Origin of the sequence: Pseudomonas azerbaijanorientalis, from assembly GCF_019139795.1 — a bacterium.
GTDB classification, from domain to species: Bacteria; Pseudomonadota; Gammaproteobacteria; order Pseudomonadales; family Pseudomonadaceae; genus Aquipseudomonas; species Aquipseudomonas laurylsulfatiphila.
The window spans coordinates 4,405,599-4,427,700 of the sequence record NZ_CP077078.1 but is presented as its reverse complement, the minus strand read 5'-3'; the positions used below and the strand labels follow the sequence as shown (position 1 = coordinate 4,427,700).

Annotated in this window: 18 protein-coding genes and 5 pseudogenes; 12 read left to right on the top strand and 11 right to left on the bottom strand. The window is 60.1% G+C overall.

Annotation, left to right across the window (positions count from 1 at the left end; all coding sequences use genetic code 11):
* The first annotated feature begins 5 nt into the window (after window positions 1-5).
* Entirely contained in the window at window positions 6-1,028 is a 1,023-nt protein-coding gene (locus KSS91_RS19655) for a DUF1176 domain-containing protein (RefSeq protein WP_217835846.1), read from the top strand.
* A gap of 370 nt (window positions 1,029-1,398) precedes the next feature.
* Here KSS91_RS19655 and KSS91_RS19650 read toward each other — a convergent pair.
* The 5 genes and pseudogenes from KSS91_RS19650 to KSS91_RS19630 all read right to left on the bottom strand — a co-directional run bounded on the left by KSS91_RS19650 (window position 1,399) and on the right by KSS91_RS19630 (window position 4,104).
* Window positions 1,399-1,721: pseudogene (locus KSS91_RS19650) on the bottom strand (hypothetical protein).
* 524 nt (window positions 1,722-2,245) lie between these two features.
* Window positions 2,246-2,512 (bottom strand): annotated as a pseudogene (locus KSS91_RS19645) (hotdog family protein); the annotation flags it as partial.
* 13 nt (window positions 2,513-2,525) lie between these two features.
* Window positions 2,526-2,693: pseudogene (locus KSS91_RS19640) on the bottom strand (helix-turn-helix domain-containing protein); the annotation flags it as partial.
* A gap of 167 nt (window positions 2,694-2,860) precedes the next feature.
* Window positions 2,861-3,598, bottom strand: coding sequence for an anti-sigma factor family protein (locus tag KSS91_RS19635; RefSeq protein ID WP_217835845.1), 738 nt, complete (start codon window positions 3,596-3,598; stop codon window positions 2,861-2,863).
* Window positions 3,591-4,104: pseudogene (locus KSS91_RS19630) on the bottom strand (sigma-70 family RNA polymerase sigma factor). Before KSS91_RS19630 ends, KSS91_RS19635 begins: the two are co-directional and overlap by 8 nt.
* A gap of 165 nt (window positions 4,105-4,269) precedes the next feature.
* On the opposite strand from KSS91_RS19630, the gene KSS91_RS19625 reads away from it, so the two are divergent.
* Together KSS91_RS19625 and KSS91_RS19620 are read left to right on the top strand one after the other, a co-directional pair.
* On the top strand, window positions 4,270-5,238 hold the full coding sequence (locus tag KSS91_RS19625) for a metallophosphoesterase family protein (RefSeq protein ID WP_217835844.1): 969 nt from the start codon (window positions 4,270-4,272) through the stop codon (window positions 5,236-5,238).
* Between the two features lie 13 nt (window positions 5,239-5,251).
* Window positions 5,252-5,560, top strand: coding sequence for a cupredoxin domain-containing protein (locus tag KSS91_RS19620; protein WP_217835843.1), 309 nt, complete (start codon window positions 5,252-5,254; stop codon window positions 5,558-5,560).
* A 173-nt stretch (window positions 5,561-5,733) separates the two neighbouring features.
* Here the strand turns inward: KSS91_RS19620 and KSS91_RS19615 are convergent.
* Window positions 5,734-6,300 (bottom strand): annotated as a pseudogene (locus KSS91_RS19615) (copper amine oxidase); the annotation flags it as partial.
* Between the two features lie 654 nt (window positions 6,301-6,954).
* Between KSS91_RS19615 and KSS91_RS19610 the strand changes: the two are divergent.
* From KSS91_RS19610 to KSS91_RS19595, 4 genes are all read left to right on the top strand, one after another.
* Complete coding sequence (locus tag KSS91_RS19610; protein WP_217835842.1) at window positions 6,955-8,349, top strand: MFS transporter; 1,395 nt, start codon at window positions 6,955-6,957, stop codon at window positions 8,347-8,349.
* Between the two features lie 279 nt (window positions 8,350-8,628).
* Entirely contained in the window at window positions 8,629-9,129 is a 501-nt protein-coding gene (locus tag KSS91_RS19605) for a sigma-70 family RNA polymerase sigma factor (protein WP_102675353.1), read from the top strand.
* A gap of 40 nt (window positions 9,130-9,169) precedes the next feature.
* A complete protein-coding gene (locus tag KSS91_RS19600; protein ID WP_217835841.1) occupies window positions 9,170-10,153 on the top strand; it encodes a FecR family protein in 984 nt (327 codons plus the stop codon).
* A 98-nt stretch (window positions 10,154-10,251) separates the two neighbouring features.
* The gene (locus KSS91_RS19595; RefSeq protein WP_217835840.1) at window positions 10,252-12,675 is read left to right on the top strand and encodes a TonB-dependent siderophore receptor; all 2,424 of its coding nucleotides are present in this window, start codon (window positions 10,252-10,254) and stop codon (window positions 12,673-12,675) included.
* A gap of 140 nt (window positions 12,676-12,815) precedes the next feature.
* On the opposite strand, the gene KSS91_RS19590 is transcribed toward KSS91_RS19595, so the two are convergent.
* The gene (locus tag KSS91_RS19590; protein ID WP_217835839.1) at window positions 12,816-13,967 is read right to left on the bottom strand and encodes an MFS transporter; all 1,152 of its coding nucleotides are present in this window, start codon (window positions 13,965-13,967) and stop codon (window positions 12,816-12,818) included.
* Between the two features lie 164 nt (window positions 13,968-14,131).
* Here KSS91_RS19590 and KSS91_RS19585 point away from each other — a divergent pair, with 164 nt between their 5' ends.
* Complete coding sequence (locus KSS91_RS19585) at window positions 14,132-15,124, top strand: diaminopimelate epimerase (protein WP_217835838.1); 993 nt, start codon at window positions 14,132-14,134, stop codon at window positions 15,122-15,124.
* A 112-nt stretch (window positions 15,125-15,236) separates the two neighbouring features.
* Here the strand turns inward: KSS91_RS19585 and codA are convergent, their stop codons facing one another.
* The 4 genes from codA to KSS91_RS19565 all read right to left on the bottom strand — a co-directional run bounded on the left by codA (window position 15,237) and on the right by KSS91_RS19565 (window position 19,216).
* Complete coding sequence (gene codA, locus KSS91_RS19580) at window positions 15,237-16,481, bottom strand: cytosine deaminase (protein WP_217835837.1); 1,245 nt, start codon at window positions 16,479-16,481, stop codon at window positions 15,237-15,239.
* Window positions 16,482-16,664: 183 nt separating this feature from the next.
* Complete coding sequence (locus KSS91_RS19575; RefSeq protein WP_217835836.1) at window positions 16,665-17,495, bottom strand: alpha/beta fold hydrolase; 831 nt, start codon at window positions 17,493-17,495, stop codon at window positions 16,665-16,667.
* Window positions 17,496-17,704: 209 nt separating this feature from the next.
* On the bottom strand, window positions 17,705-18,061 hold the full coding sequence (gene queD / locus KSS91_RS19570) for a 6-carboxytetrahydropterin synthase QueD (RefSeq protein WP_003223505.1): 357 nt from the start codon (window positions 18,059-18,061) through the stop codon (window positions 17,705-17,707).
* A 75-nt stretch (window positions 18,062-18,136) separates the two neighbouring features.
* Window positions 18,137-19,216 carry a patatin-like phospholipase family protein gene (locus KSS91_RS19565; protein ID WP_217835835.1) on the bottom strand — a complete coding sequence of 360 codons (1,080 nt, stop codon included), beginning with the start codon at window positions 19,214-19,216 and terminating at the stop codon, window positions 18,137-18,139.
* 248 nt (window positions 19,217-19,464) lie between these two features.
* Here KSS91_RS19565 and KSS91_RS19560 point away from each other — a divergent pair, with 248 nt between their 5' ends.
* From KSS91_RS19560 to KSS91_RS19545, 4 genes are read left to right on the top strand one after another with little or no spacing between them, the layout of a single operon-like run.
* Entirely contained in the window at window positions 19,465-19,773 is a 309-nt protein-coding gene (locus KSS91_RS19560; RefSeq protein WP_015094203.1) for a PepSY domain-containing protein, read from the top strand.
* Window positions 19,773-20,093, top strand: a complete 321-nt coding sequence (locus tag KSS91_RS19555) for a PepSY domain-containing protein (RefSeq protein WP_217835834.1) — start codon at window positions 19,773-19,775, stop codon at window positions 20,091-20,093. Before KSS91_RS19560 ends, KSS91_RS19555 begins: the two co-directional genes overlap by 1 nt.
* A 3-nt stretch (window positions 20,094-20,096) precedes the next feature.
* On the top strand, window positions 20,097-20,765 hold the full coding sequence (locus KSS91_RS19550; RefSeq protein ID WP_095968066.1) for a response regulator transcription factor: 669 nt from the start codon (window positions 20,097-20,099) through the stop codon (window positions 20,763-20,765).
* Window positions 20,762-22,075, top strand: a complete 1,314-nt coding sequence (locus tag KSS91_RS19545) for a sensor histidine kinase (RefSeq protein ID WP_217835833.1) — start codon at window positions 20,762-20,764, stop codon at window positions 22,073-22,075. The genes KSS91_RS19550 and KSS91_RS19545 overlap by 4 nt, the downstream gene beginning before the upstream one ends.
* Window positions 22,076-22,102 lie beyond the last annotated feature (27 nt).

The window sequence follows — 22,102 nt, the reverse complement described above, 5'->3', positions numbered from 1 at the left end:
AATTCATGTTCAAAATTGAGACGTTTTTTATTGCTGTAGTGTTTGCATTGCTTGTTCAGCCGGTAGTGGCAGAAGACAAGCAGGAAGGCATGCGGTTTTCCCATCTTGACTGGTCCCTTATATGCGACAACACACGAACATGCAGCGCGGTGGGCAGCCGTGGACTTCAGGACTGGCTCCATCACGACGCGGCAGTTCTGCTTTCTCGCAAGGCGGGGCCGGGTGAGCCAATACAGGCCAGGGCCCGTTTTGTCAGTTGGAATGCCGCTCAACCACAAGTGGTCAGGATGCATATCAACCAGGAGGATTTGGGCGTTCTTGACGGTCCGGACAGCAATGGCGATTACCAACTGAGCGCAAGCCAAGTGCAGTCGCTTTTACCCGTATTGGTGGGACGTTATGGAGGTGTCGTGTTCAAAAGTTCTGGCTGGGAATGGCCGCTCTCTGTAACTGGCGCCGCTGCAGTGTTCCTTAAAATGGATGAGGTTCAAGGGCGCATTGACACACCGGGGGACGTAATGCGCAAAGGTAATCGACCTGAGCAAAGCGTTTTACCGCTCGCCTTAGCCCCTGTTGTCAAGCGGGTTGATTTCGTGCCGCGAAGGCATGGCGACTCTTCCCTGGCATTTGCGCCGGACTTCCGCAAGGAGCTTTTCGCGAAGCCGGAGGCTAGCTTCTGCATCCCTTATAAAAAAGGCCTGATTTTCAGCACGGAGCAAATTAGCAAGGACAAGGTTCTGGTTTTACTTCAGTGCAACTACGGAAATTTCAAATACTGGGTTGCAAACGACACGCCACCCTACGATCCGCAGCTTGTAACGAATAATGGCGTTTCGCATGATCGTAATGGGGAAATACTGGCGAAACAAAATGCATCAAAGACTGGGGACTGTGCTGTGAGTGAAAGGTGGACATGGGATGGCGTGTCTTTTGTGCGAACCAGTATGCTTACCAGTGGAAAGTGCGTGGCTCAAAATGATGCTGGAAAATGGCAAATACCGATTTTTGTTACAAGGGTCGTACCTTGACATGAAACTATGATGGTAGCCAAATCTTAGCCGTCAAGTTCAAGCATGAGCTACATGCTTCGTCGACCTGATGACGTGCTAACAGTTCGACGGATGCCTTAGCTTCACCGCCAATGCCTTCAGATCTACGACAACAAGTACTTGGCTCGCATGTTCACCTTCAGCATCTCCTTCTACGGTGAGCCGTGTAACCCGCAAATCACGGCGAAGTACGACTTCTGAGTCGCTGAGCTGAAACGAACAATGCCTGTTTCATGAGATACAGTTTTTTTGGGGGAGAAAGATCGCAGCTTGTGGCAGCTTCTACAGGTGTACGCATTCCAAGGGGAGCTGCCGAAGGCTGCGATCTTTTGATCTTGCTTTTGTGCTGTTATCGCGAAGGCTGCGCCCGCAGCCTTCGCCCTATCACATCCAGCACATCACAGCCATCGCGCAACGGGATGGCGCAGAGCAATGAAAAGTCGCTGAGGATGAAGGAGTCGCACTCGATTGAGCCGCGCATGGACAGGTTTTCCAGAACTTGGGTGACGGCCCGGATTCGGTAGTCGACGGCGTCCATCAGGGTGTCGAGCGGTGCGTGGGTGTCGACGAAGAGGGTGGGCATTTCACTGCAATTGCTGGTGAGTGCCATGAAGCGATTGTCGGGGTGTGGAGTTGGTTTTTCGTAGGGGGGGCGGGATGAATGGTTTTCATGGTTTCTAACTCGGGAAGAGAATACGGAGCTGCCGAAAGCCTTCCTACGGGCTAGGGTGGCAGCCATGTACGGGGTAGGAAAATCGAGCCCGAGAACCTCGACCACGCCGAAGCGTGCCCGTACATAGCCGCCGCAGCTGATCTTACGGACGCATTTGAGCGGCCGCAAACCAGGTAACTGGCGCCAACGTAGTTCACGGGATTCTGGAGGTTGCTACACCTCACCACTGAATTTCAGTGACCCCCAAAGACTATCGATTGAGCACCTTTCAAACCAGTTTACGCAAATCGCCACAATTCGAAGGAAATCTCCGAAGACCTTGCCCAGAAATGTCCTAGGACCTGCGCAATCAATATCTGCAAAATGGGGACGGTGGATTGTGGATGAGGGACAACGGGCATGTCCGAAGTCTAGGAAAAACAGAAATGTCCTACGCCAGTTGAGACTTGGCTCACATCTACTCCTGTGGAGCGGGCTTGCTCGCGATGGGGCCATTACATCCGACAGCGATGCCGGATGAGGATCAGTCTTCGCGTTTAACCACTAGGGTCATAATGTCATAACTCGCCACCAGTTCACCCAACTGATTGGTGACCTCCACATCCCACGCCACCACCCCTTGCGGAGTCCCTTGCGGGCTCTTCTTGCCCAGGTCGATCTTGCGTTTGCAGGTCAGGCGCGCCGGGATGGTGTCGTCGATGTCCACCGGGTTGATGAAGCGCAGGGTGTCCAGGCCGTAGTTGGCCAGCTCCGGGCCGACGCCGGGGGATACGAACAACCCGGCCGCTGATTTTTAAAGGGCTCGTATGCGGACGTCGTGACAGCTCCTTTAGCCCATCAATTCCTTGGGCTTCGTAGCGTGCAAGCCATTTGTCCAAAGTGGGTCGGCTGAGCCCGTAGTGACGGGCCAGCTCGCTTTTGGAGTAGCTGCCTTGCAGCCAGTCGCCCATGAGTTTGATACGTTGATCCATTGGGGACTCTCGATTCCAGGGCATGGTCAGGCACCTCCTGACCGCATTCATACCTGTAAACGATGTCTCCGGTTTAAAACGTAAATGATGTCTCCGGTTTCTACCCGGGCAAGCCCGCTCCCACAGGGTTTTGTTTGTAGCCTATTCGCGGCGTTCATCAAAAAGCTCTACGGTTTGAGCATTTGGCTGAACGCCTCCAGCTCACTTCTCTCCAGATCGGAAACCAGCACGAAGCGCATGTGGTTTTCTTGCCAGGACACGACGTTGAAACCTCGGATCGTCTGGCTCTGTCGCGGCTTGTCGGCCGCCTGCACGGGCAAGATGAACACATTGATTATGTGCTTGGCCCGGCCATAACTCAGGGCCGCCGTGGTCTGATGCTGCAGATAATCCAGCCGTCCGCCCAGCAGGGGAAAACCTTGTGCGGAGTAATCGACTACCGGCGGCGAGAAGTCGAGTTTGCCGGTGAACCAGGGCTTCACGGTATGCTGGTCGGACGACACCACATCGTTCAAATGCTCGCCCATTAACGAACGCACATGGCTGGAGACCGCCTCGTCCATCAAAGGCTGTTCGCTGCCCGGCGTCGCTACATATAACACCACCGCCAAGGCCAGAGCCGCCGCTGAAAAAGCTGGTGCGAACCATTGGCGCCAACGCTCGACGAAGCTGGCTGCCGAGGGAACAGGGGTGAACACCCGGGCAGTCAATGATGCCGGCGCTGCGTAATACGGCGCCCGTTGCTTCACACCGGCCTTCAGCAGCTTCGTCTGATCATGCAACCGCGAGCACTCGGCGCACTCGGTCAGATGCCCGGCCACGTTCGCAGCCGTCGGCGAATCAAGTTCCTGGTCCATATAGCCATGCATCAGGGGCTGGCAAACCGTGCAGTCGAGTTCATTCATGATCGTGCAACTTCAGTAGTTCGAGCTTGAGCATGGCCCGCGCCCTGGCCAGCCTCGACATGACGGTGCCGATGGGAATGTCGACCACCAGGGCGATGTCCTTGTAAGGCATGTCTTCGAGTTCCTTAAGCACGATCACCTCGCGAAACGCCGGCGGCAGGGCGCACAGGGCTTGCTGGATCAGCGCCGCATTTTCGTTGTGGATGGCCAGCAGTTCCGGGGTCTGGCTGTGGCTGAGCGCCTTGTCGTCTTCGGGGAGTTCATCGCCGATGGCGACCCAATGGTGGCCGGCCGAAGCTTTGAGCCAGGTGTAGCTTTCGTTGCGCACGATGGTCAGGAACCAGGCCTTGGCGTTGCCATCGGCGAAGCGGTGCAAAAACCTGAAGGCGCGCAAGGCGCTTTCCTGCACGACATCGGATGCGGCGCTGTCGTTTGCCGGTGAGCCAGCGCGCGAGGTTGTAAGCGGCGTCCAGGTGGGGTGCAAACAGTTCCTCAAATCGCTTCATAGTGGTTCCCGCACTGTCCCACCTCTATAACCGTGAGGCGGCGCATTTTATTCCCGGAAAAAAACATGTTTTTTCATCTGGAATAAAGTTCCGTCCCGCTCGGTTTACCTCGTGTCAGCTACATCACCCGCTTCACCACTGTAGTACGCCACCGAGGGCATACCGATGGATATTCATGCAAAAAACCAACGACGCACCGACGGCCCGCTCAACCCCGACCGCCGAACGCTGCTCAAGTGCTCGGCATGGGCCGGGGCAGGCGTAATCTGGGCCCTGAGCGGCGGCATTCCCCGGGCCTTCGCCCTGGATGATGCGGGCAATGTTTCCAACCCCGAGGCGCTCGGCAGCACCTTCCACTTCGTGCAGATCAGCGACTCGCACATCGGTTTCAACAAGGAGGCCAACCCGGAACCGCTGAATACCTTGCAAGTGGCGATCGACAAGGTCATTGCGCTGCCAAAACGTCCCTCGCTGATCCTGCACACCGGCGATATCACCCACCTGTCCAAAGCCGACGAGTTCGACACCGCCGCACAATTGCTTAACGGCCTGCCGTCCACCGTGCACTACGTGTCGGGCGAGCACGACACCCTCGACGAGGGCGGCGGCAAGCTCTATCTGGAGCGTTACGGCAAGGGCACCAAAGGCAATGGCTGGTACAGCTTCGATGACCACGGCGTGCACTTCATTGCGCTGGTGAACGTCTTCAACTTCCAGGCGGGCCGTGAAGCGACCCTGGGCGCCGAACAACTGGCCTGGCTGGCCGACGACTTGCGCGCGGTGACCAGCAGCACGCCAGTCGTGGTGTTTACCCATATTCCGTTGTGGACGATTTATCAGCCGTGGGGCTGGGGCACTGAGGATGGCGATCAGGCGATCGCCATGCTGCGCAAGTACGGTTCGGTGACGGTGTTGAACGGGCATATCCATCAGGTCATCCAGAAGGTCGAAGGCAATATCACTTTCCATACCGCTCGCGGTACGGCTTATCCACAACCCGCGCCGGGTACGGCGCCGACACCGGGACCGATGACTGTAGCGGCTGATCAATTGCGCAATTATCTGGGAATCACCGATGTGCGAGCGACCCAGGGTGAGCACCCGCTGGCGCTGATCGATTCGACACTGGTTTAGGGGAGGAGGCGCAATGAAAACGCGATGGTTGGCCGTTGCCTGCCTGATGGCATCAATGCCGGTGTGGGCTCAAGAGGTGAAAATCGATATCAAGGAATTCATGTTCGGCCCCAAGGATCTGAACGTGGCTGTGGGCACAAAGGTGACGTGGGTTAACGACGACGAGATCCCGCACACCGTAGCCGAAACCCACAAGCTGTTTCGCTCGGCGGCGCTGGATACCGGTGACAGTTACTCTTGGGTGTTCGACAAGCCGGGGGAGTTTGAGTATTTTTGTGCGTTGCATCCGCAGATGATCGGCAAGATTGTGGTGAGCCAGTAAACATGTCCCCTGTAGGAGCGAGCTTGCTCGCGAAAAACTCGAAGGCGCCGCCGGGCATCTGGTTTTACGCGTAATCGTTCACGCTCATCGCGTTCAAGCTCGCTCCTACAGGGGGCACGTATTTTTTATTTCGGGGCGCTGAGGTCCAGGGGTGGCGTTTCATCGAAGAAGTTTCACGGCTTCAACAGCATCTGCACCCATTCGGTCGGCATGATCGGCCATTCCTCGGCGTGGGCGATGTGGGCGATGTGGGTGGTGCCGGTGGTCAGCCACACCACGTCGTCGGTGTTCTCGATGGAGTGGTTGTCCTGGGTGAACTGCCCCAGGCCCGAGTCCTTGTCCGAGCGGTTCGGGTACTTGCCTTCCGGGTATTTTTCCTCGGGATTGTATTGGGTCACCCACAGCTGCTTGTCCATGAAAATCAGGCGGTGGTAGAGCCATTCGTCCTTGCCGAAGTTGGCGCCCTTGGCCACCGGGTGGGTGCCGCCGGCGTACGGAATCAACTGATAGGAAACCGGGTTGCCGACCTTGTTCTCCTTGCTGAAGTTGGTCAGCAGGCGCACGGTCGACGGGTCGATTTTCTGCGCCGCTTGCTGCTCGGTATCGACCACTTTGGTTTCGGTCTGCATGGTGCTGGTGCGCGGGCCGCCACGGTCGTTGGGCTGCACCACCGGGTTCACTTCCACCAGTGAGTTCTGCTCGCCGTCCACGTCCATGTCGAGGCGCAAGTTGCAGATGTGCTACAGCCAGTTCCTGCCAAAAACCTTTGTATCTGTGCCTGATTGAGCGTAGTGGGGCGGATTCTGACTGCCTTGCTATCGGTTGTCGTACAACGGTGAGGGGGCGATGACCCCTTTCAAAACGCACAAGGGAGCGAGCTTCGCATCGTGTTACCTGGGCCCAAGAGCCTGTTTAACGGGTTTATTCGATTACATGTCGTATTTTCAGGGCGGTCAGGCCGTTCAGGTCTAAGGGGTTTTCTTGTTGACAGCATCCCATGGTACTGGCTATAAATCTCTTAAGTCATACGACGACGTATGACATGCGTGTCCAAACTAAAAATAAAAAGAGTGTCGACCCCAACATGAATCCAATCGCCTCCCTCTCGCCCCTGAAGTTCCCGTGTTCAGCCATCGGCTTCTACGCCCACACCCCCTTGAGTCCGTTATCTGTGACAACCCGTCACTGACTCGCGTGAGAAACGCAGGCTGAGCAATCAGTCCCTGTTTTTCTGTGAGTTGTCTGATGAGTTGTCCGAAATCAGTTGGCCCAATCCCTCGGCGGAACAGGGCCCGTTTCGTCTGGACTGATGCATTGAAGTGAAGCCCGGCGGCCCAATCGATCTCGTTTTACACCGAGAGATCATCACCAAAAATCTACAATAAAGTGATGCCATGAACCTCAACGAGCCAATTACTGCGCAACGCGTCAGCCAGTCTGTCGGTAAATACCGATGGACCATTTGTGCATTGTTGTTTTTTGCAACCACCGTCAATTACCTCGACCGCCAGGTGCTCAGCCTGCTGGCGCCGGAGCTGTCGAGGCAATTTGGCTGGAGCAACACCGATTACGCCAACATTGCCGCGGTCTTCCAGTTTACCTACGCGATTTCCATGCTGTTCGCGGGCCGTGTGGTCGACAAGATCGGCACCAAGGCTGCTTTTGTGGTGGCGATTTGTGTTTGGTCGACCGGCGCCGTCATGCACGCCTTTGCAGAACCCATGGGCGAGGGTATCGCCGCCATCTGTGCCGCGCTCGGTATTGCGGTCATCCCGGTCTCGATCGCCGGCTTCATGCTGTCGCGCGCCGTGCTGGCGGTCGGTGAGTCGGCCAACTTCCCGGCGGCAATCAAGGTCACCGCTGAGTATTTCCCGAAGAAGGAACGCTCTTTCGCCACTGGCATCTTCAACTCCGGGGCCAACGTCGGCGCGATCCTGGCACCCATTTCGGTGCCGCTGATCGCTGGCCTGTGGGGCTGGCAGACTGCGTTCATCGTGATCGGCATGCTGGGCTTTATCTGGATGGGCGTATGGCTGGTGTTGTACGACAAGCCGGAGCAGCAGAAGCGCCTGTCGGCGCAGGAACTGGCGCACATCCGCAGTGATTCCCCCGCCAGCGCCGCTGTGCAGACGGGCGTCGGCAAAAAGGTTTCCTGGTTCCAATTGCTGAAATACCGTCAGACCTGGGCGTTCGCCTTCGGCAAGTTCATGACCGATGGTGTGTGGTGGTTCTTTCTGTTCTGGCTTCCGACTTACCTGTCGGAGCAGTACGGCCTGAAAGGCGCAGCAATCGTGGTGCCACTGGCCGTGCTGTACAGCATGACCATGGTGGGCAGTATTGGCGGCGGCTGGTTCCCCAGCTATTTCATGGCACGTGGCGACAAGCCGTATGACGGCCGCATGAAAGCCATGCTGGTGATTGCCGTTTTCCCGTTGGTCGTGCTGTTGGCGCAGCCATTGGGTCACATCAGTGTCTGGGTACCGGTGTTGCTCATCGGTGTGGGCGCGTCGGCGCATCAGGCCTGGTCGGCCAACATCTTCACCACGGTGTCCGACATGTTTCCGCAAAAGACCGTCGCATCCGTGGTCGGCATTGGCGGTATGGCGGGTGGGTTGGGCGGAGTCTTGCTGACCAAAATCGGTGGCTGGGTGTTCGACTACTACAAAACGGTGGGTGAAATCCGTACCGGCTACATGATCATGTTCGCCGTCTGCGCGCTGGCCTATCTGGTGGCGTGGAGTGTGATGAAGATGCTGGTGCCTCGCCACAAGGAAATTACCGACCTTTGAATGACGGCTTCGAGGGCATCTGCCAGGCGGACTAACCCATCGGATTGAACAAGGCCGCTGAGCAATCAGCGGCCTTTTTGCGTTTCGGGCTACAGGAATACGCATTTCCCTGTAGGAGCTGCCGAAGGCTGCGATCTTTTGACTTTGATTTTTGAAAGAAAGATCAAAAGATCGCAGCCTTCGGCAGCTCCTACGGGGAGCGTGTTTGAGGCGGCAAGCGATTGCTTTGGTTTAATAAGAAGCATTACTATTCATGCCCCGTTTCCACAGCACAGCGCAATGACCCTCAAGCTGCCCCGCAGACACGGCTTTTTCGAGCATTACGAAGAGTTGGTTGGTACCTGGACCCGTCGCCTGAGGAATCGTCAGCAGGCCGAGGACCTGGCCCACGATACCTTCGTGCGGGTGCTTGAGTCCGATTCGGCGCGGGTTGAACAGCCCCGGGCGTATTTGCACCAGACCGCGCGCAACATTGCCGTGGATGGGTATCGGCGTGAGGACCGGCGGGGCGCCATGGAGTCAGAGGCGATCGATCTCAGTGAGTCGCCGAGCGGCGACCCGGAGCATTTCATGCACGCGATCCAGCTGGCTGATTCCATCGAACGGGCGCTCTGCGAGTTGCCGGTCAACTGCCGCAAGGTGTTTGTCTGGCAGAAAATCGAGGGCCTGACCCAGGCCGAAATCGCCGAACGCCTGGGGCTGTCCAAGAACATGGTGGAAAAGTATATGATCCGCACGCTTCGGCACCTGCGTGATCGCCTGGACGGGTTGCAGTCATGATCTGTCGCGCCATCTCCTCCCCAGCCAAACAGGAACTTCCATGATGGATACTCGTGATTGTGCGTGCGGGCAAACAACGGTTCGCGATGACGCGGCGCTATGGTTTGTACGTTTGCAGGAGCCTGTCGTCGATGTCGAAGTGCGTCGCCGGTTTCAGGCCTGGCTGGACGAACATCCCCAACACCGGAACGAATTCGAAGTGCTCCAGGGGGTGTGGCGCGCCGCCGATTTGCTGCCGGCGGCGCGTTTGCGTGCCTTGTGTGAAACTCCGCCAGCCCTGAAAAAAACTCGTCCGGTGCTGCGTTACGCGGTAGCCGCCAGCGTGGTCGCGGTGGCGCTTGGCCTGGGTCTGTTCAGCAGCCTGAATCATCCGGCGCCTTACACGGCCGAGTTTTCAACGGCCCTGAATGAGCGGCGCCATGTGACGTTGCCGGACGGTTCGGCGGTGGATCTGGACAGCCGCAGCCGGATTCAGGTGCGTTTTGAAAAGGGTCAACGCCACGTTGAGCTGAGCGAAGGCGAAGCGATGTTCAGCGTCGAGCACGACACCCGCCGACCCTTTGTGGTCGAGTCGGGCAGCGGCAAGGTCACGGTCACCGGCACCCGGTTCGACGTACGCCGTGGCGCCAGTGAAACCCGGGTGGTGGTGGAGCAGGGCACGGTCAAGGTCCAGGGGCGCGAGGCTGCCGATAACGATTTCATCAATCTGACAGCGGGCCTGGGCACCCACGTCGATGCCCAGGGCAAGGTCGCGGCCGCCTACGCCGTCAACCCGGCGGAAATGACTGCCTGGCGCAGCGGCAAACTGGTGTTCAACAACGCCCGCCTGGCCGACGTCGCCGAGCAGGTCTCACGTTATCGGGAGAAACCGCTCAAGGTCGCCAGCGCAGCGGTCGGCGATCTGCGCCTGACCAGTGTGTTCAAGTCCGACAACACCGACGCGCTGCTCAAGGCCTTGCCGAGCATTCTGCCGGTGGCCGTGCACACCCTTGGCGATGGCAGCCAGGAAATAATTTCAAAATAAAATTCAGGTTTTTTTCGAGTTCATCGTCTTCCTGTTCAACTGCAACTGGTTTGCATTAACAAGCGCACACTTTTGCGATCCACAGGATTACGTTCGACGTGAATAACTCCACCACTAAAAACAACAAATTCCCCTGGTTGCCGCTGGCTCTCGCCCTGGCGGTCAACGTTGCGCTGCCCCAGGCCTTTGCCGCCGACGGCATCCGCATCCCGGCGCAACCCTTGGGACAAGCCTTGAGCCAGTTGGGTCAGCAAACCTCGCTTCAGGTGTTCTTCAGCCCTGAGCTGGTCGCCGGCAAACAGGCTCCGGCGGTGGACGGCAATATTTCCCCGGAAGACGCACTGCGCCAGTTGCTGCAAGGCAGCGGCCTGCAATACCAGATCGATGAAGGTTCGGTGACCCTGATGCCGGCGCCGACTTCGGCGGCCAACGGCCCACTGGAATTGGGCGTGACGGACATCAAGGTGGTGGGCGACTGGCTCGATGACGCCGATGCCGTCTTGGTGCAGAACCACCCTGGCGCACGAACGGTGGTGCGCCGCGAAGCCATGATCGAGCAGGGCGCGATGAACGTCGGCGACGTGTTGAAACGGGTTCCCGGCGTGCAAGTGCAGGACGCCAACGGCACCGGTGGCAGCGACATTTCCCTCAACGTCGGCGTGCGCGGCCTGACGTCGCGCCTTTCGCCTCGCTCCACCGTGCTGATCGACGGCATCCCGGCAGCGTTTGCGCCTTACGGTCAGCCACAACTGTCCATGGCACCGATTTCCTCCGGCAACCTCGACAGCATCGACGTGGTACGCGGTGCCGGGTCCGTGCGCTACGGACCGCAAAACGTCGGCGGTGTGATCAACTTCGTGACCCGCGCGATCCCGGAACAGGCCTCCGCGGAAATCGGCACCACCCTGGAAACGTCACAGCACGGTGGCTGGAAACACATCGATACGGCGTTCATGGGCGGCACCGCCGACAACGGCATGGGCGTGGCGCTGTTGTACTCCGGCGTCAATGGCAACGGTTACCGTGAAAGCAACAACGGCAACGACATCGACGACGTCATTCTCAAGACCCATTGGGCGCCGACCGATGTCGACGATTTCAGCCTCAATTTCCACTACTACGACGCCAAGGCCGACATGCCCGGTGGCCTGACCCAGGCGCAGTACGACGCCGACCCGTTCCAGTCGGTGCGCGACTACGACAGCTTCAGCGGCCGTCGCAAGGATGTGTCGTTCAAGTGGGCGCGGCAGATCGACGATCGCACCCAGGCCGAAGTGCTGACTTACTACACCGACAGTTTTCGTGGCAGCACCATCGCCTCCCGTGACCTGAAGACACTCAATTCCTATCCGCGCAGCTACTACACCTTCGGTATCGAACCACGGGTGTCCCATGTGTTCGATGTGGGCCCGACCACCCAGGAAGTCAGTGTCGGTTATCGCTACCTGAAGGAAGCCATGCACGAAGAGGCCAGCCGAGTGGCGCTGGTCAACAACGAGCCCGTCGTGCGTCCGGGGGCGGACGGCCATGTCTATCAGGACCGCACAGGTGGAACCGAGGCCAATTCGGTCTACGTCGACAACAAGATCGACGTGGGCCACTGGACCGTCACCCCGGGTATTCGCTTCGAGCACATCAGCACCGATTGGCATGACCGCCCGGTGCTCGATAATGCCGGTAAACCGGTGCCGGAGAAAAAACGCAGCATCGAGAGCAATGAACCGCTGCCGGCCCTGAGCGTGATGTACCACATGTCCGAGGCCTGGAAGCTGTTCGCCAACTACGAAACCTCGTTCGGCGCGCTGCAGTATTTCCAACTGGGGCAGGGCGGTATCGGTGATGAGCCTGCCAACGGCCTGCAGCCGGAAAAGGCCAAGACCTACGAAATCGGTACGCGCTACAACGATGACGTGTGGGGCGGCGAGGTGACGCTGTTCTACATCGACTTCGACGACGAACTGCAATACATCAGCAATGACGTGGGCTGGACCAACCTCGGCGCGACCAAGCACCAGGGCATCGAAACGTCGGTGCACTACAATCTGGCGGCGCTGGACCCACGCCTCGACGGCCTGACCGCCAACGCCGGTTTCACCTACACCCGTGCCACTTATGAAGGTGAAATCCCGGGTTTCAAGGGCCGTGACCTGCCGTTCTACTCCCGTCAGGTGGCCACCGCCGGCCTGCGTTACGACATCAACCGCTGGACCTGGAACCTCGATGCGTTCGCCCAGTCGAAACAGCGCTCGCCGGGCACCGGGGTGAACGCCGATGGCAGTTTCAACGGCAACTACATCACCGAAGGCTCCGCCGACGGCCAGTTCGGCGACATTCCGGGTTATGTGACCTGGAACGTGCGTAGCGGCTATGACTTCGGCCCGCAGGTGTCGAACCTGAAACTGGGTGCGGGGGTGAAAAACATCTTCGACAAGCAGTACTTCACCCGCTCCAGCGACAACAACTCGGGCATGTACGTCGGCGCGCCGCGTACGTTCTTTGTGCAGGCCAGTGTCGGGTTCTAGCCCATCTGTGGCGAGGGGGCTTGCCCCCGTTGGGCCGCGTAGCGGTCCCGAATCCGGTAACTTCAGTTCTACAGATAGAACTCATCAGCCGATTTGCGACTGCTGCGCAGCCGAACGGGGGCAAGCCCCCTCGCCACAATTCAGACTTTCAACACCCTCCCGCCAATGGCCACCGCCACCAGCAGCACCGCCATCAACCCGAAGGCAAAACTCAAGCTGGCGCCATGGGCGACAAAGCCGATCAGCGCAGGCCCCGCAAGAATGCCCGCATAACCCAGGGTGGTGATGGCCGGCACGGCGATGCTCTCGGGCATGACCGTCTGCTTGCCCACGGCGGTGTACAACACCGGCACGATGTTCGAGCAACCGGCGCCCAGCAACGCGTAACCCACCAGCGCCGCTTCCCAGCTCGAGGCGAACGTCGCCAGAAACAAGCCCGCGGCAGCCGTCAGCCCGCCGAACACAATCACCCGTGTCGCGCCCAACCGCCGTACGATTTTGTCACCGGTCAAACGCCCGGCCGTCATGGTCAAGGCAAACGCCGCATAGCCGAGGCCCGCATACGCCGTGTCGATGCCACGTTCCTGTGCCAGGAATACCGCGCTCCAGTCCAGCGCCGCACCTTCGGCGAGGAACACGATAAAGCACATGCCACCGATAAACAGGACGATGCCATGGGGCACCGCGAACGCCGGCCCCGAGCTCTCGCTGCCGTAGGGCAACAGGTGCGGCACGGCCTTGGCCAATGCGATCAGCAGCATCACGATCACCACCAGCGTGGCCCCCAGCGGTGAAATCCCCAGGCCAAGCAAGCCGCTGACACCTGCCGCACCGACTATCCCGCCGAGGCTGAACAGGCCATGGAAACCCGACATCATGTTTTTGCCGCTGGCGCGCTCGACGATCACCGCTTGCAGGTTGACCGTCGAATCCACTGTGCCAAGGCCCGCGCCGAACATGAACAGCGCCGCGATCAAGGCCGGAATCGATGACACCGTCGCCAGCAGCGGCAGGGCGGCACAGATCAGCAAGGTCCCGCCGGTCGTCACCCGTCGGCAGCCGAAACGCGTGGCCAGGATTCCGGCTATCGGCATCGCCAGGATCGAACCTACCCCCAGACACAGCAGCAACAGACCCAAGGTGCCTTCATCCAGTCCGGCCCGGGCCTTGGCATAGGGCACCAGCGGCGCCCACGCGGCGATGCCGAACCCGGCGATGAAAAAGGCGATGCGCGTGGACATCTGTTCCAGGCGTCCGGGAACGAAGGTGGTCTGGCTGTTGAGGCTGGTCATATCAATCCCTGGCAAAAACGTCACGTCCTCAACGGACAGTGATCGGCCGGTGAGGGTTCGATCAGTGCCCGGAAAGTTTTACGGTCAAACTGGGCGACATCGTTGCACAGCCCCGCTGGTTTTCGCGATATGTTGAGCCATTCCAATGACACACGGAGGGCGCCATGGCGCAGAGGTACGATGCACGGGGCAATATTTACATCGTGGTAGCGCCCGAAGAATTGCGCCGCCAGGGCATCGACTTGCCCGATCAGGCCAGCCACGCGGCACAAACTTGTCAGGCATGGGCTGTGGCGGCCATCGAAGCCTGCTGCAACTGGGCACCCGGCACGCAACCGGCCGGCAGCAAGGATCATCGCAGCGACGGATTGCTGGTCGGACCGTTCCAGTCCTCGCCACCCTTTGACCTGCTGATCGTCAACACCGACGGGACCCTGGCCGAACGCAGTGGCAACGGGCTGACGATTTTTTCCCAGGCCTTGAGCGACCAGGGGCTTTTACCCGGCGACGAAGCCTGTCTGCTCAGGGTTCACCACGACAAGTCCGACACGCCTTCACCGGGGCAGACTTCGGTGAAAGCCGCTCAAGTCGAGGACGTGCAGGGTTTCTGGCTTGACCTTGGCCAGCCTGGTTTCGGGCCATCGGCGGTCAGTGCCGAGGGCGTTGAAACGGCGCTGTTGAATGGCCGCGAACTCAGCCACGTCAAACCGCTGTCGGCACTCAATGGCGCATGGTCACGCAGCCAGTTCGCGCGGGTCGGTAATCCGCATTGCGTGACGCTGGTCGAAAACGCCGATGACTTGCCGAGCAACGAACAGATGCGTGAACCGGCGCTGGGTGACGGGTTGATGCGAATTGCCTACGCCATGCCGGTCGGTGCAGGCAAACCCTGTCCGGCGGGGATCAATCTGCAATGGGCGACGCGCTTGTCCGAAGGACACATCGCCGCGCGGGTATTCGAGCGTGGCGAGGGGCCGACAGCGTCTTCGGGGACCAGCGCCAGTGCGGTGGCCTGCGCGGCCTGGCGCGTGGGTTGGGTCAGTGCCGGGGAAGTGAAGGTGACCATGCCGGGTGGCACGGCGCCGATCTTGCTGGAAGAGGAGCGGGGGGAGTTGAGTCGGGTCAGTCTGTTTGGTACGGCTCGAATGATTGATTGACTTCAAAATAGCCTTCGCGGGCAAGCCCGCTCCCACAGGGTTTTGTGAACGACACAAATCTACTGTGGGAGCGGGCTTGCTCGCGAAGAGGCCAGTTCAGTCAGCACCAGACTCAATTCAGACCAGCGAACTCCACCACCGGCATCGTCCGCTTCATCAACACCTTGCCCTCGCGCACCGAGTACAGCGGCAACCCCTGGCTGCGGATCACCTCGTAATCACTCTCCGCCGACAGAATCAGCAGGTTCGCCGGCCGCCCGCGCTCCAGGCCATAGCGCTCGCCGAGGTTCATGGCCCTGGCGCTGTTGTCCGTCACCAGGTCCAGCGCGCTTTGCAGGTTGCGATAACCGAGCATGTGGCAGATGTGCAGCCCGGCCTCGAGCACCCGCAGAATGTTGCCATTGCCCAGCGGGTACCACGGATCGACGATGGAATCCTGGCCGAAGCACACGTTCATGCCCGCTTCGAGCAACTCGTTGACCCGGGTCACGCCCCGGCGTTTCGGGAAGCTGTCGAAGCGACCTTGCAGGTGGATGCTTTCGGTGGGGCAGGAGACAAAGCTGATCCCCGAATGCCCGAGCAAGCGAAACAGCTTGGCGCAGTAGGCGTTATCGTAGGAGCCCATGGCCGTGGTGTGGCTGGCCGTGACCCGCGAACCCATGTCGCGGCTGCGGGCCTCTTCGGCGAGCACTTCGAGAAAGCGTGAATGCGGGTCGTCGGTTTCGTCGCAATGCACGTCGACCAGGCAACCGCTGCGTTCGGCCAGGTCCATGAGGAACTTCACCGAACTGACACCCTGGTCGCGGGTGTACTCGAAATGCGGAATGCCACCGACTACGTCCGCGCCCATGCGGATCGCCTCTTCCATCAACTCGCGACCATTGCGGTACGACTCGATGCCTTCCTGAGGGAAGGCGACGATTTGCAGGTCGACCAGGTGCCGGTTTTCATCACGCACTTCGAGCATCGCCTTGAGCGCGGTCAGTTGCGGGTCGGTGACGTCGACGTGGGTGCGCACATGCTGGATGCCGTGGGCGGCGAGGGCCTGGATGGTTTTTTTGGCGCGGGTCTTGGTGTCTTCGTGGGTGATGGTCGCCTTGCGCTCGCCCCAGCACTCAATGCCTTCGAACAGCGTGCCGCTCATGTTCCAGCGCGGCTCGCCGGCGGTCAGGGTGGCGTCGAGGTGGATGTGCGGCTCGACAAAAGGCGGCACTACCAGGTTGCCGCCGGCATCCAGGTCGCCAGGGCCCAGGGTCGGGGCCTCGATCTGGCGGGCGATGCTGCTGATCAGGCCGTTTTCCAGGTTCAACTCATGCAGGCCTTCCTGGTTGCGCAGACGGGCGTTGATGATGTGCATCGGGCGAGTCCTTTTAGCGAGTCGTATTGGCAATACCTTTACGTTAGCTCGGTGGTGGCGATCCCCGCCAGTTCCAAATGTGGGAGCGGGCTTGCTCGCGAAGGCGGCTGTACATTCGACATATGCATCGACTGATACTCCGCTTTCGCGAGCAAGCCCGCTCCCACAGTGGTTTTGGTTCCGTCAGGAAGACTGGTTCAGGGGCAAAAATCGCAGCAACGCCGCGACTATGGCTTCAGGCGCATCTTCCTGAACCAGATGACCGGCGTTGGGTATCGGATGGAACTGCGCACCGGGAATCATCTCCTGCAAGGCTCGCCCGCGTTCGACGGGAATCCACTGATCGTCTTCACCCCAGAGAATCTGCACCGGGCAACGAATCGTCGGGTACAGACCTTCGGCCTCACGGGTATAGCGCTCGTCCATCTGCGCGATCTGCCGGTAGAACGCCGCTTGCCCCCGCTCCCCCAGCCACGGCAGAACGTAGGGGGCGAGTTCGGCGTCGGGAATTTCGCGCTGGATGGCCCCGCGAATGTAGGTCGGCACGATGGCCCGCTGGATGTAATCGGGCAGTCCGCTGAACGCCGCTTCATGCTGGCGCACATGCTGCACGAATGGCGAACCCCAGGGCGTCAGCGCCACCGGATCGATCAGCGTCAGGCTGCGGTAATCCTTGCCATTGAGCAGATGCGTGCGCAGGGCGGTGGCGCCGCCGAAGTCGTGGGCCACCACGTCGGGGCGATCCAGACCCCAATGCTCCAGCAACTGCGCGAGCAATTCGTTCTGCACACCCAGGGACACGTCGCCATCGACTTTCTCGGATTGCCCGTAGCCCAGCAAGTCGAAATAGTGCACCCGGTGCGTGGTGATGAAGTGTGGGGCAATCCGGTGCCAGACACAGGAGGAGAAGGGCGTGCCATGCACGAACACCAGCGGCGGGCCATCGCCACGCACAGCGTAGCGCACGGAGTGCCCTTTGAAGCTATAGGTCTGGGGCAGTGGCCAGTCAGTCATGGGCTTGTCCTCTTGGCGGGGGAAGAGGCAAAAAGCATAGGCATAAAAAAACAGCCGATGAAGGCTGTTCTTTATTTCTCTGACAAAACGCTGTTCCCCTGTGGGAGCGGGCTTGCTCGCGAAAGCGGTATGGCCGGCAACATTGATGGCGACTGACACGCCCTCTTCGCGAGCAAGCCCGCTCCCACATTCGATGGGGAGCGCCGGGATTATTCGCCGCGATAGATGCAGCCGCTGGTGCAGGTTTCGTGGATACGAATCGCACTGAGCTCCGGCAACAACGGCTTCATCTCATTCCAGATAAACTTGGCCAACACTTCGCTGGTCGGGTTTTCCAGGCCAGGAATGTCGTTCAGGTAGTTATGGTCCAGACGCTCGTACAGCGGCTTGAAGATCGCCTTGATCTCCGAGAAGTCGCGGATCCAGCCGGTGTGCGGATCAAGATCGCCGCTCAAATGGATCGCCACTTTGAACGAGTGACCGTGCAGGCGCCCGCACTTGTGGCCGTCCGGTACGTGGGGCAGGCGGTGGGCGGATTCGAAAGTAAATTCCTTGAAGATTTCCACAGTGTTTTCAGCTCTGTTCAGGTGGCGTTCGCCGCAGCGATTCGGGCAGGCGGCGAGTTTACCAGTTTGTCCTGACTAAAGGGTCAGCAAGCGCTCGCCGAGGCGACCGTTGGCGGCCAGTTCGAGGAATTCGTCGCCCATGCGACGGCTTTCCTCCATGGTGGTGCGCCAGTATTTCTGCCGGCTCGGGGCGTCGCCCATGAAGCGCTTGAAGTCGTTACGGTCCGGCAGTTTGCCGTAGGGCAGGCGCGCCAGGTATTCCTTCGACGGTGCCAGCAGCAGCACGTTTTGCAAGCGGGCCGGGCAGGCGCGGCGCCACGGCAGGGTCTTGTCGAACCAGCCGGGAATCACCCGGTCGGTGAAATGCGGGTAGAGCACGATGTCATTGCCGCTGTAGGGCAGGTCCAGGTGATAGTCCAGCAGACCGCCGTCGCGGAAGGTGCCGGCGCCGGCGCCCGGCAGGTCGCGCACGCCTTCCATCACCATCGGGATCGAGCCCGAAGCCAGCAGGGCCTGACGCAAATTGCCGGCATCGAGAGCGACGAAGCGCGACGGGAAGTCGTTCAAGGCGTCGACCGGCGGCGCCAGGCGCGGGTCGTGGATGATCAGGCGTTCGAAGTGCCGGGCCAGCCGCGCACGGCCGCGCAGGTTGTCGGCGATGACCGAGGACAGGCCCAGCCCCAGGCGACCGCGATGGTCGTCGGCGAGCAGGCCGTGGCTTTTGACCACCATGATGTTCAGGCGGTAGGCGCTGTTGCCGAGGATCGAGGCATCACGACCGTCGAGCAGGTCATCGAGCATGCGTCGCGAGCTCTGGCTGATTTGCGCCATGGTCACGCCCTTGGCAAAGTTTTGCTCGGTGTACAGCTGCCCGAGACGCCGGATGCCCTCGGCGGCGTCCGGCAGGCAGGCGCTGGCGAAGCGCCAGGAACCCACCGATGCACCAATCAGCGAGCGCTCCCGTGGTGCCGCCGGCAGCCACTCGCCGAACAGCGCCAGGTCCAGCCCCTGAATCCCCAGCGCCTTCGGACCGCCGGCTGCACCGGGCAGGGTGCCGACCTCGGCGGCGTTCAGGCCGCTCTCACGGATGCGCGCAAAAGCTCGCGGACCGGCCTTGAGGGTCAGGGAAGGAAACTTGATGTGGATGGCGGTCATACCGGTCTCGAATGTTGGCAAGCGGGGAAATATAAACACGACATCCCCTGTAGGAGCGAGCCTGCTCGCGATGGTCGTCAACGATTACGCTGGTAACCTGACACCCCGCGGCGTTCCAAGGTCCATCGCGAGCAGGCTCTCTCCCACAGGGGCTGGGGTTTCAGCAATGATGGCCATTCAGTTTCAATTAAGTTCATCCGGTTAAGGTGTCGTCCACAGGCAGCACCTGAAGCAATACGGAGACACCCATGAAAACCCCGACAGCCCTGTTCACCGCGTGCATCATCGGCATGATCGCGAGCATCGCCCATGCCCGGGAACTTGGCCCGGATGAAGCGCTGAGATTGCGCGACGCTGGTACCATTGTCTCGTTCGAGACACTCAATGCCAATGCAGTGGCCAGGCATCCAGGCTCCACCGTCAATGAATCCGAGCTGGAGCAGCATTACGGCAGGTACTTGTACAAGGTAGAGCTGCGCGATCCCCAGGGTATCGACTGGGATCTGGAATTAGACGCTGTCAGCGGGCAGGTTCTCAAGGATCATCAGGATTGGTAATGAAGGTGTTTTTATCCAATCGATGCACCGGCGGCCGGATGGCGCTGGTGCTTCTGGCATTTTGCTCGGCAGTGATGGCTCGCGACCTGGACCAGGACGAAGCCCTGCGCCTGCGTCAACAGGGCGTGATCCTGCCGCTGGAGCAATTGCTGCAGCAGGCAATGGGGCGCTACCCCGGCGCGAAACTGCTGGAGGCCGAGCTCGAAGAAAAACACGACGTCTACATTTATGAAGTCGAGCTGCTGACCCCTGAAGGCGTGGTCCGCGAACTGGACATCGATGCCACCACCGGCCGTTTACTCAAAGACAAGGAAGACTGATCCATGCGTTTGCTTCTGGTGGAAGACCATGTGCCCCTGGCCGACGAACTGCTGGCCGGTCTCAACCGCCAGGGTTATGCGGTGGACTGGCTGGCCGACGGTCGCGACGCGGTGCATCAGGGCAGTACTGAACCTTACGACCTGATCATCCTCGACCTCGGCTTGCCGGGCGTGCCGGGGCTTGAGGTGCTGGCGCAATGGCGCGCGGCGGGGCTGGCCACGCCGGTGCTGATCCTCACGGCCCGGGATTCCTGGGCCGAACGCATCGAAGGCCTCAAGGCCGGCGCCGACGATTACCTGACCAAACCCTTTCATCCCGAAGAGCTGTTTTTGCGTATCCAGGCGTTGCTGCGCCGCTCCCATGGCCAGTTCAACCAGCCGACGCTCCAGGCCGCCGGGCTGCACCTGGACGAAGGTCGCCAGTGCGTTGTCCGTGACGGTGCGGACATTCAGCTGACCGCCGCGGAGTTTCGCCTGTTGCGTTATTTCATGCTGCACCCCGAGCAGATCCTCTCCAAAAGTCACCTGGCCGAACACCTCTACGACGGTGAAACCGAGCGCGATTCCAATGTGCTGGAGGTCCATGTCAACCATTTGCGCCGCAAGCTCGGCAAAAGCGTGATCGAAACCCGTCGTGGCCAGGGCTACCTGTTCGGCGGGCAAGCCCGGTGAGATCGATCCAGCGTCGCTTGAGCCTGGGCCTGATCAGCGTGATGGTGGTCGTTGGCCTGGTGCTGGCGCAAACCAGCCTGTGGCTGTTCGAAATGGGGTTGCAGCGCTACCTCGAAGCCGGGTTGCGCAATGACAGCGAGAGCCTGCTGGCGGCGCTGGTGCGCGGGCCGCAAGGCTTGCAACTGGATGAGCGACGTCTGTCGCCGGCCTATCAGCGGCCGTTTTCCGGGCACTATTTCCGCATCGATTTCACCGATGGCCATTGGCGTTCCCGTTCGTTATGGGATCAGGAACTGCCGGCGCTCGATCACCCCGGCCTGCACGACGATCTGCAACTGGGGCCGGAAGGGCAACAGTTGCTGGTGCTGCGTACGGACTATCGGCGTCTGGGGTTGCCGATCTCCATCAGCGTCGCCGAGGATTACACGCCGATACGCGAAAGCTTCCGGCGCGTGCAACAGCTCGGGTTGGGCTTGGGTTTGAGCGGGTTGCTGCTGATTCTGTTGCTGCAACGGATCACCGTGCGCCGCGCCTTGCGTCCGCTGGAACAGGCGCGCGAGCAGATCGCGCAGTTACAACAGGGCCAGCGCTCGCAACTCGATGATCAGGTACCGCTGGAGCTGGAGCCACTGGTGGCGCAGATCAACCACCTGCTGGCCCACACCGAGGACAGCCTCAAGCGCTCACGCAATGCCCTGGGCAACCTCGGCCACGCGTTGAAAACACCGCTGGCGGTGCTGTTGAGCCTGGCCTCGAGCGAGCAGCTTGAGGCGCACCCGCAGCTGCGCAAGACCCTCAAGGAACAACTGCAACAGGTCGAGCAACGACTCAATCGGGAACTCAATCGTGCGCGGTTATCCGGTGATGCGCTGCCGGGCGCGCTGTTTGATTGCGATGCCGAACTCCCCGGGTTGCTGGCAACCCTGAACATGATCCATGGCGAACACCTGGCGCTGAGCTACCGTGCTCCGGCCGGCCTGCAATTGCCTTGGGATCGTGAAGACCTGCTGGAACTGTTGGGCAACCTGCTGGATAACGCCTGCAAATGGGCGGATGCCGAAGTTCGCGTGAGTGTGGCGGAGTTGGCGACCGGGTTTGAACTCAGTGTGGAAGATGACGGCCCGGGCATTCCCGAAGAGCGTCGCGATCAAGTGTTCAGCCGGGGAACGCGGCTGGATGAACAGACCCATGGGCATGGCCTGGGACTTGGCATCGTGCGTGACATCGTCGATAGCTGGGGCGGGAAACTGTCGTTGCTGGAAAGCGAGTGGGGCGGGCTGAAGGTTGTCATCGAATTACCCAGACACTGAGATCCATTGTGGGAGCGGGCTTGCTCG

Coding starts and splice junctions, on each gene's coding strand:
- KSS91_RS19635 (WP_217835845.1), bottom strand. CDS start 3,598: ATGAATGAACTCGACTGCACGGTTTGCCAGCCCCTGATGCATGGCTAT.
- KSS91_RS19625 (WP_217835844.1), top strand. CDS start 4,270: ATGGATATTCATGCAAAAAACCAACGACGCACCGACGGCCCGCTCAAC.
- codA (WP_217835837.1), bottom strand. CDS start 16,481: ATGCACATCATCAACGCCCGTCTGCGCAACCAGGAAGGCCTGCATGAG.
- KSS91_RS19620 (WP_217835843.1), top strand. CDS start 5,252: ATGAAAACGCGATGGTTGGCCGTTGCCTGCCTGATGGCATCAATGCCG.
- KSS91_RS19555 (WP_217835834.1), top strand. CDS start 19,773: ATGAAGGTGTTTTTATCCAATCGATGCACCGGCGGCCGGATGGCGCTG.
- KSS91_RS19610 (WP_217835842.1), top strand. CDS start 6,955: ATGAACCTCAACGAGCCAATTACTGCGCAACGCGTCAGCCAGTCTGTC.
- KSS91_RS19575 (WP_217835836.1), bottom strand. CDS start 17,495: ATGACTGACTGGCCACTGCCCCAGACCTATAGCTTCAAAGGGCACTCC.
- KSS91_RS19550 (WP_095968066.1), top strand. CDS start 20,097: ATGCGTTTGCTTCTGGTGGAAGACCATGTGCCCCTGGCCGACGAACTG.
- KSS91_RS19605 (WP_102675353.1), top strand. CDS start 8,629: ATGACCCTCAAGCTGCCCCGCAGACACGGCTTTTTCGAGCATTACGAA.
- KSS91_RS19590 (WP_217835839.1), bottom strand. CDS start 13,967: ATGACCAGCCTCAACAGCCAGACCACCTTCGTTCCCGGACGCCTGGAA.
- KSS91_RS19600 (WP_217835841.1), top strand. CDS start 9,170: ATGATGGATACTCGTGATTGTGCGTGCGGGCAAACAACGGTTCGCGAT.
- KSS91_RS19560 (WP_015094203.1), top strand. CDS start 19,465: ATGAAAACCCCGACAGCCCTGTTCACCGCGTGCATCATCGGCATGATC.
- KSS91_RS19565 (WP_217835835.1), bottom strand. CDS start 19,216: ATGACCGCCATCCACATCAAGTTTCCTTCCCTGACCCTCAAGGCCGGT.
- KSS91_RS19655 (WP_217835846.1), top strand. CDS start 6: ATGTTCAAAATTGAGACGTTTTTTATTGCTGTAGTGTTTGCATTGCTT.
- KSS91_RS19585 (WP_217835838.1), top strand. CDS start 14,132: ATGGCGCAGAGGTACGATGCACGGGGCAATATTTACATCGTGGTAGCG.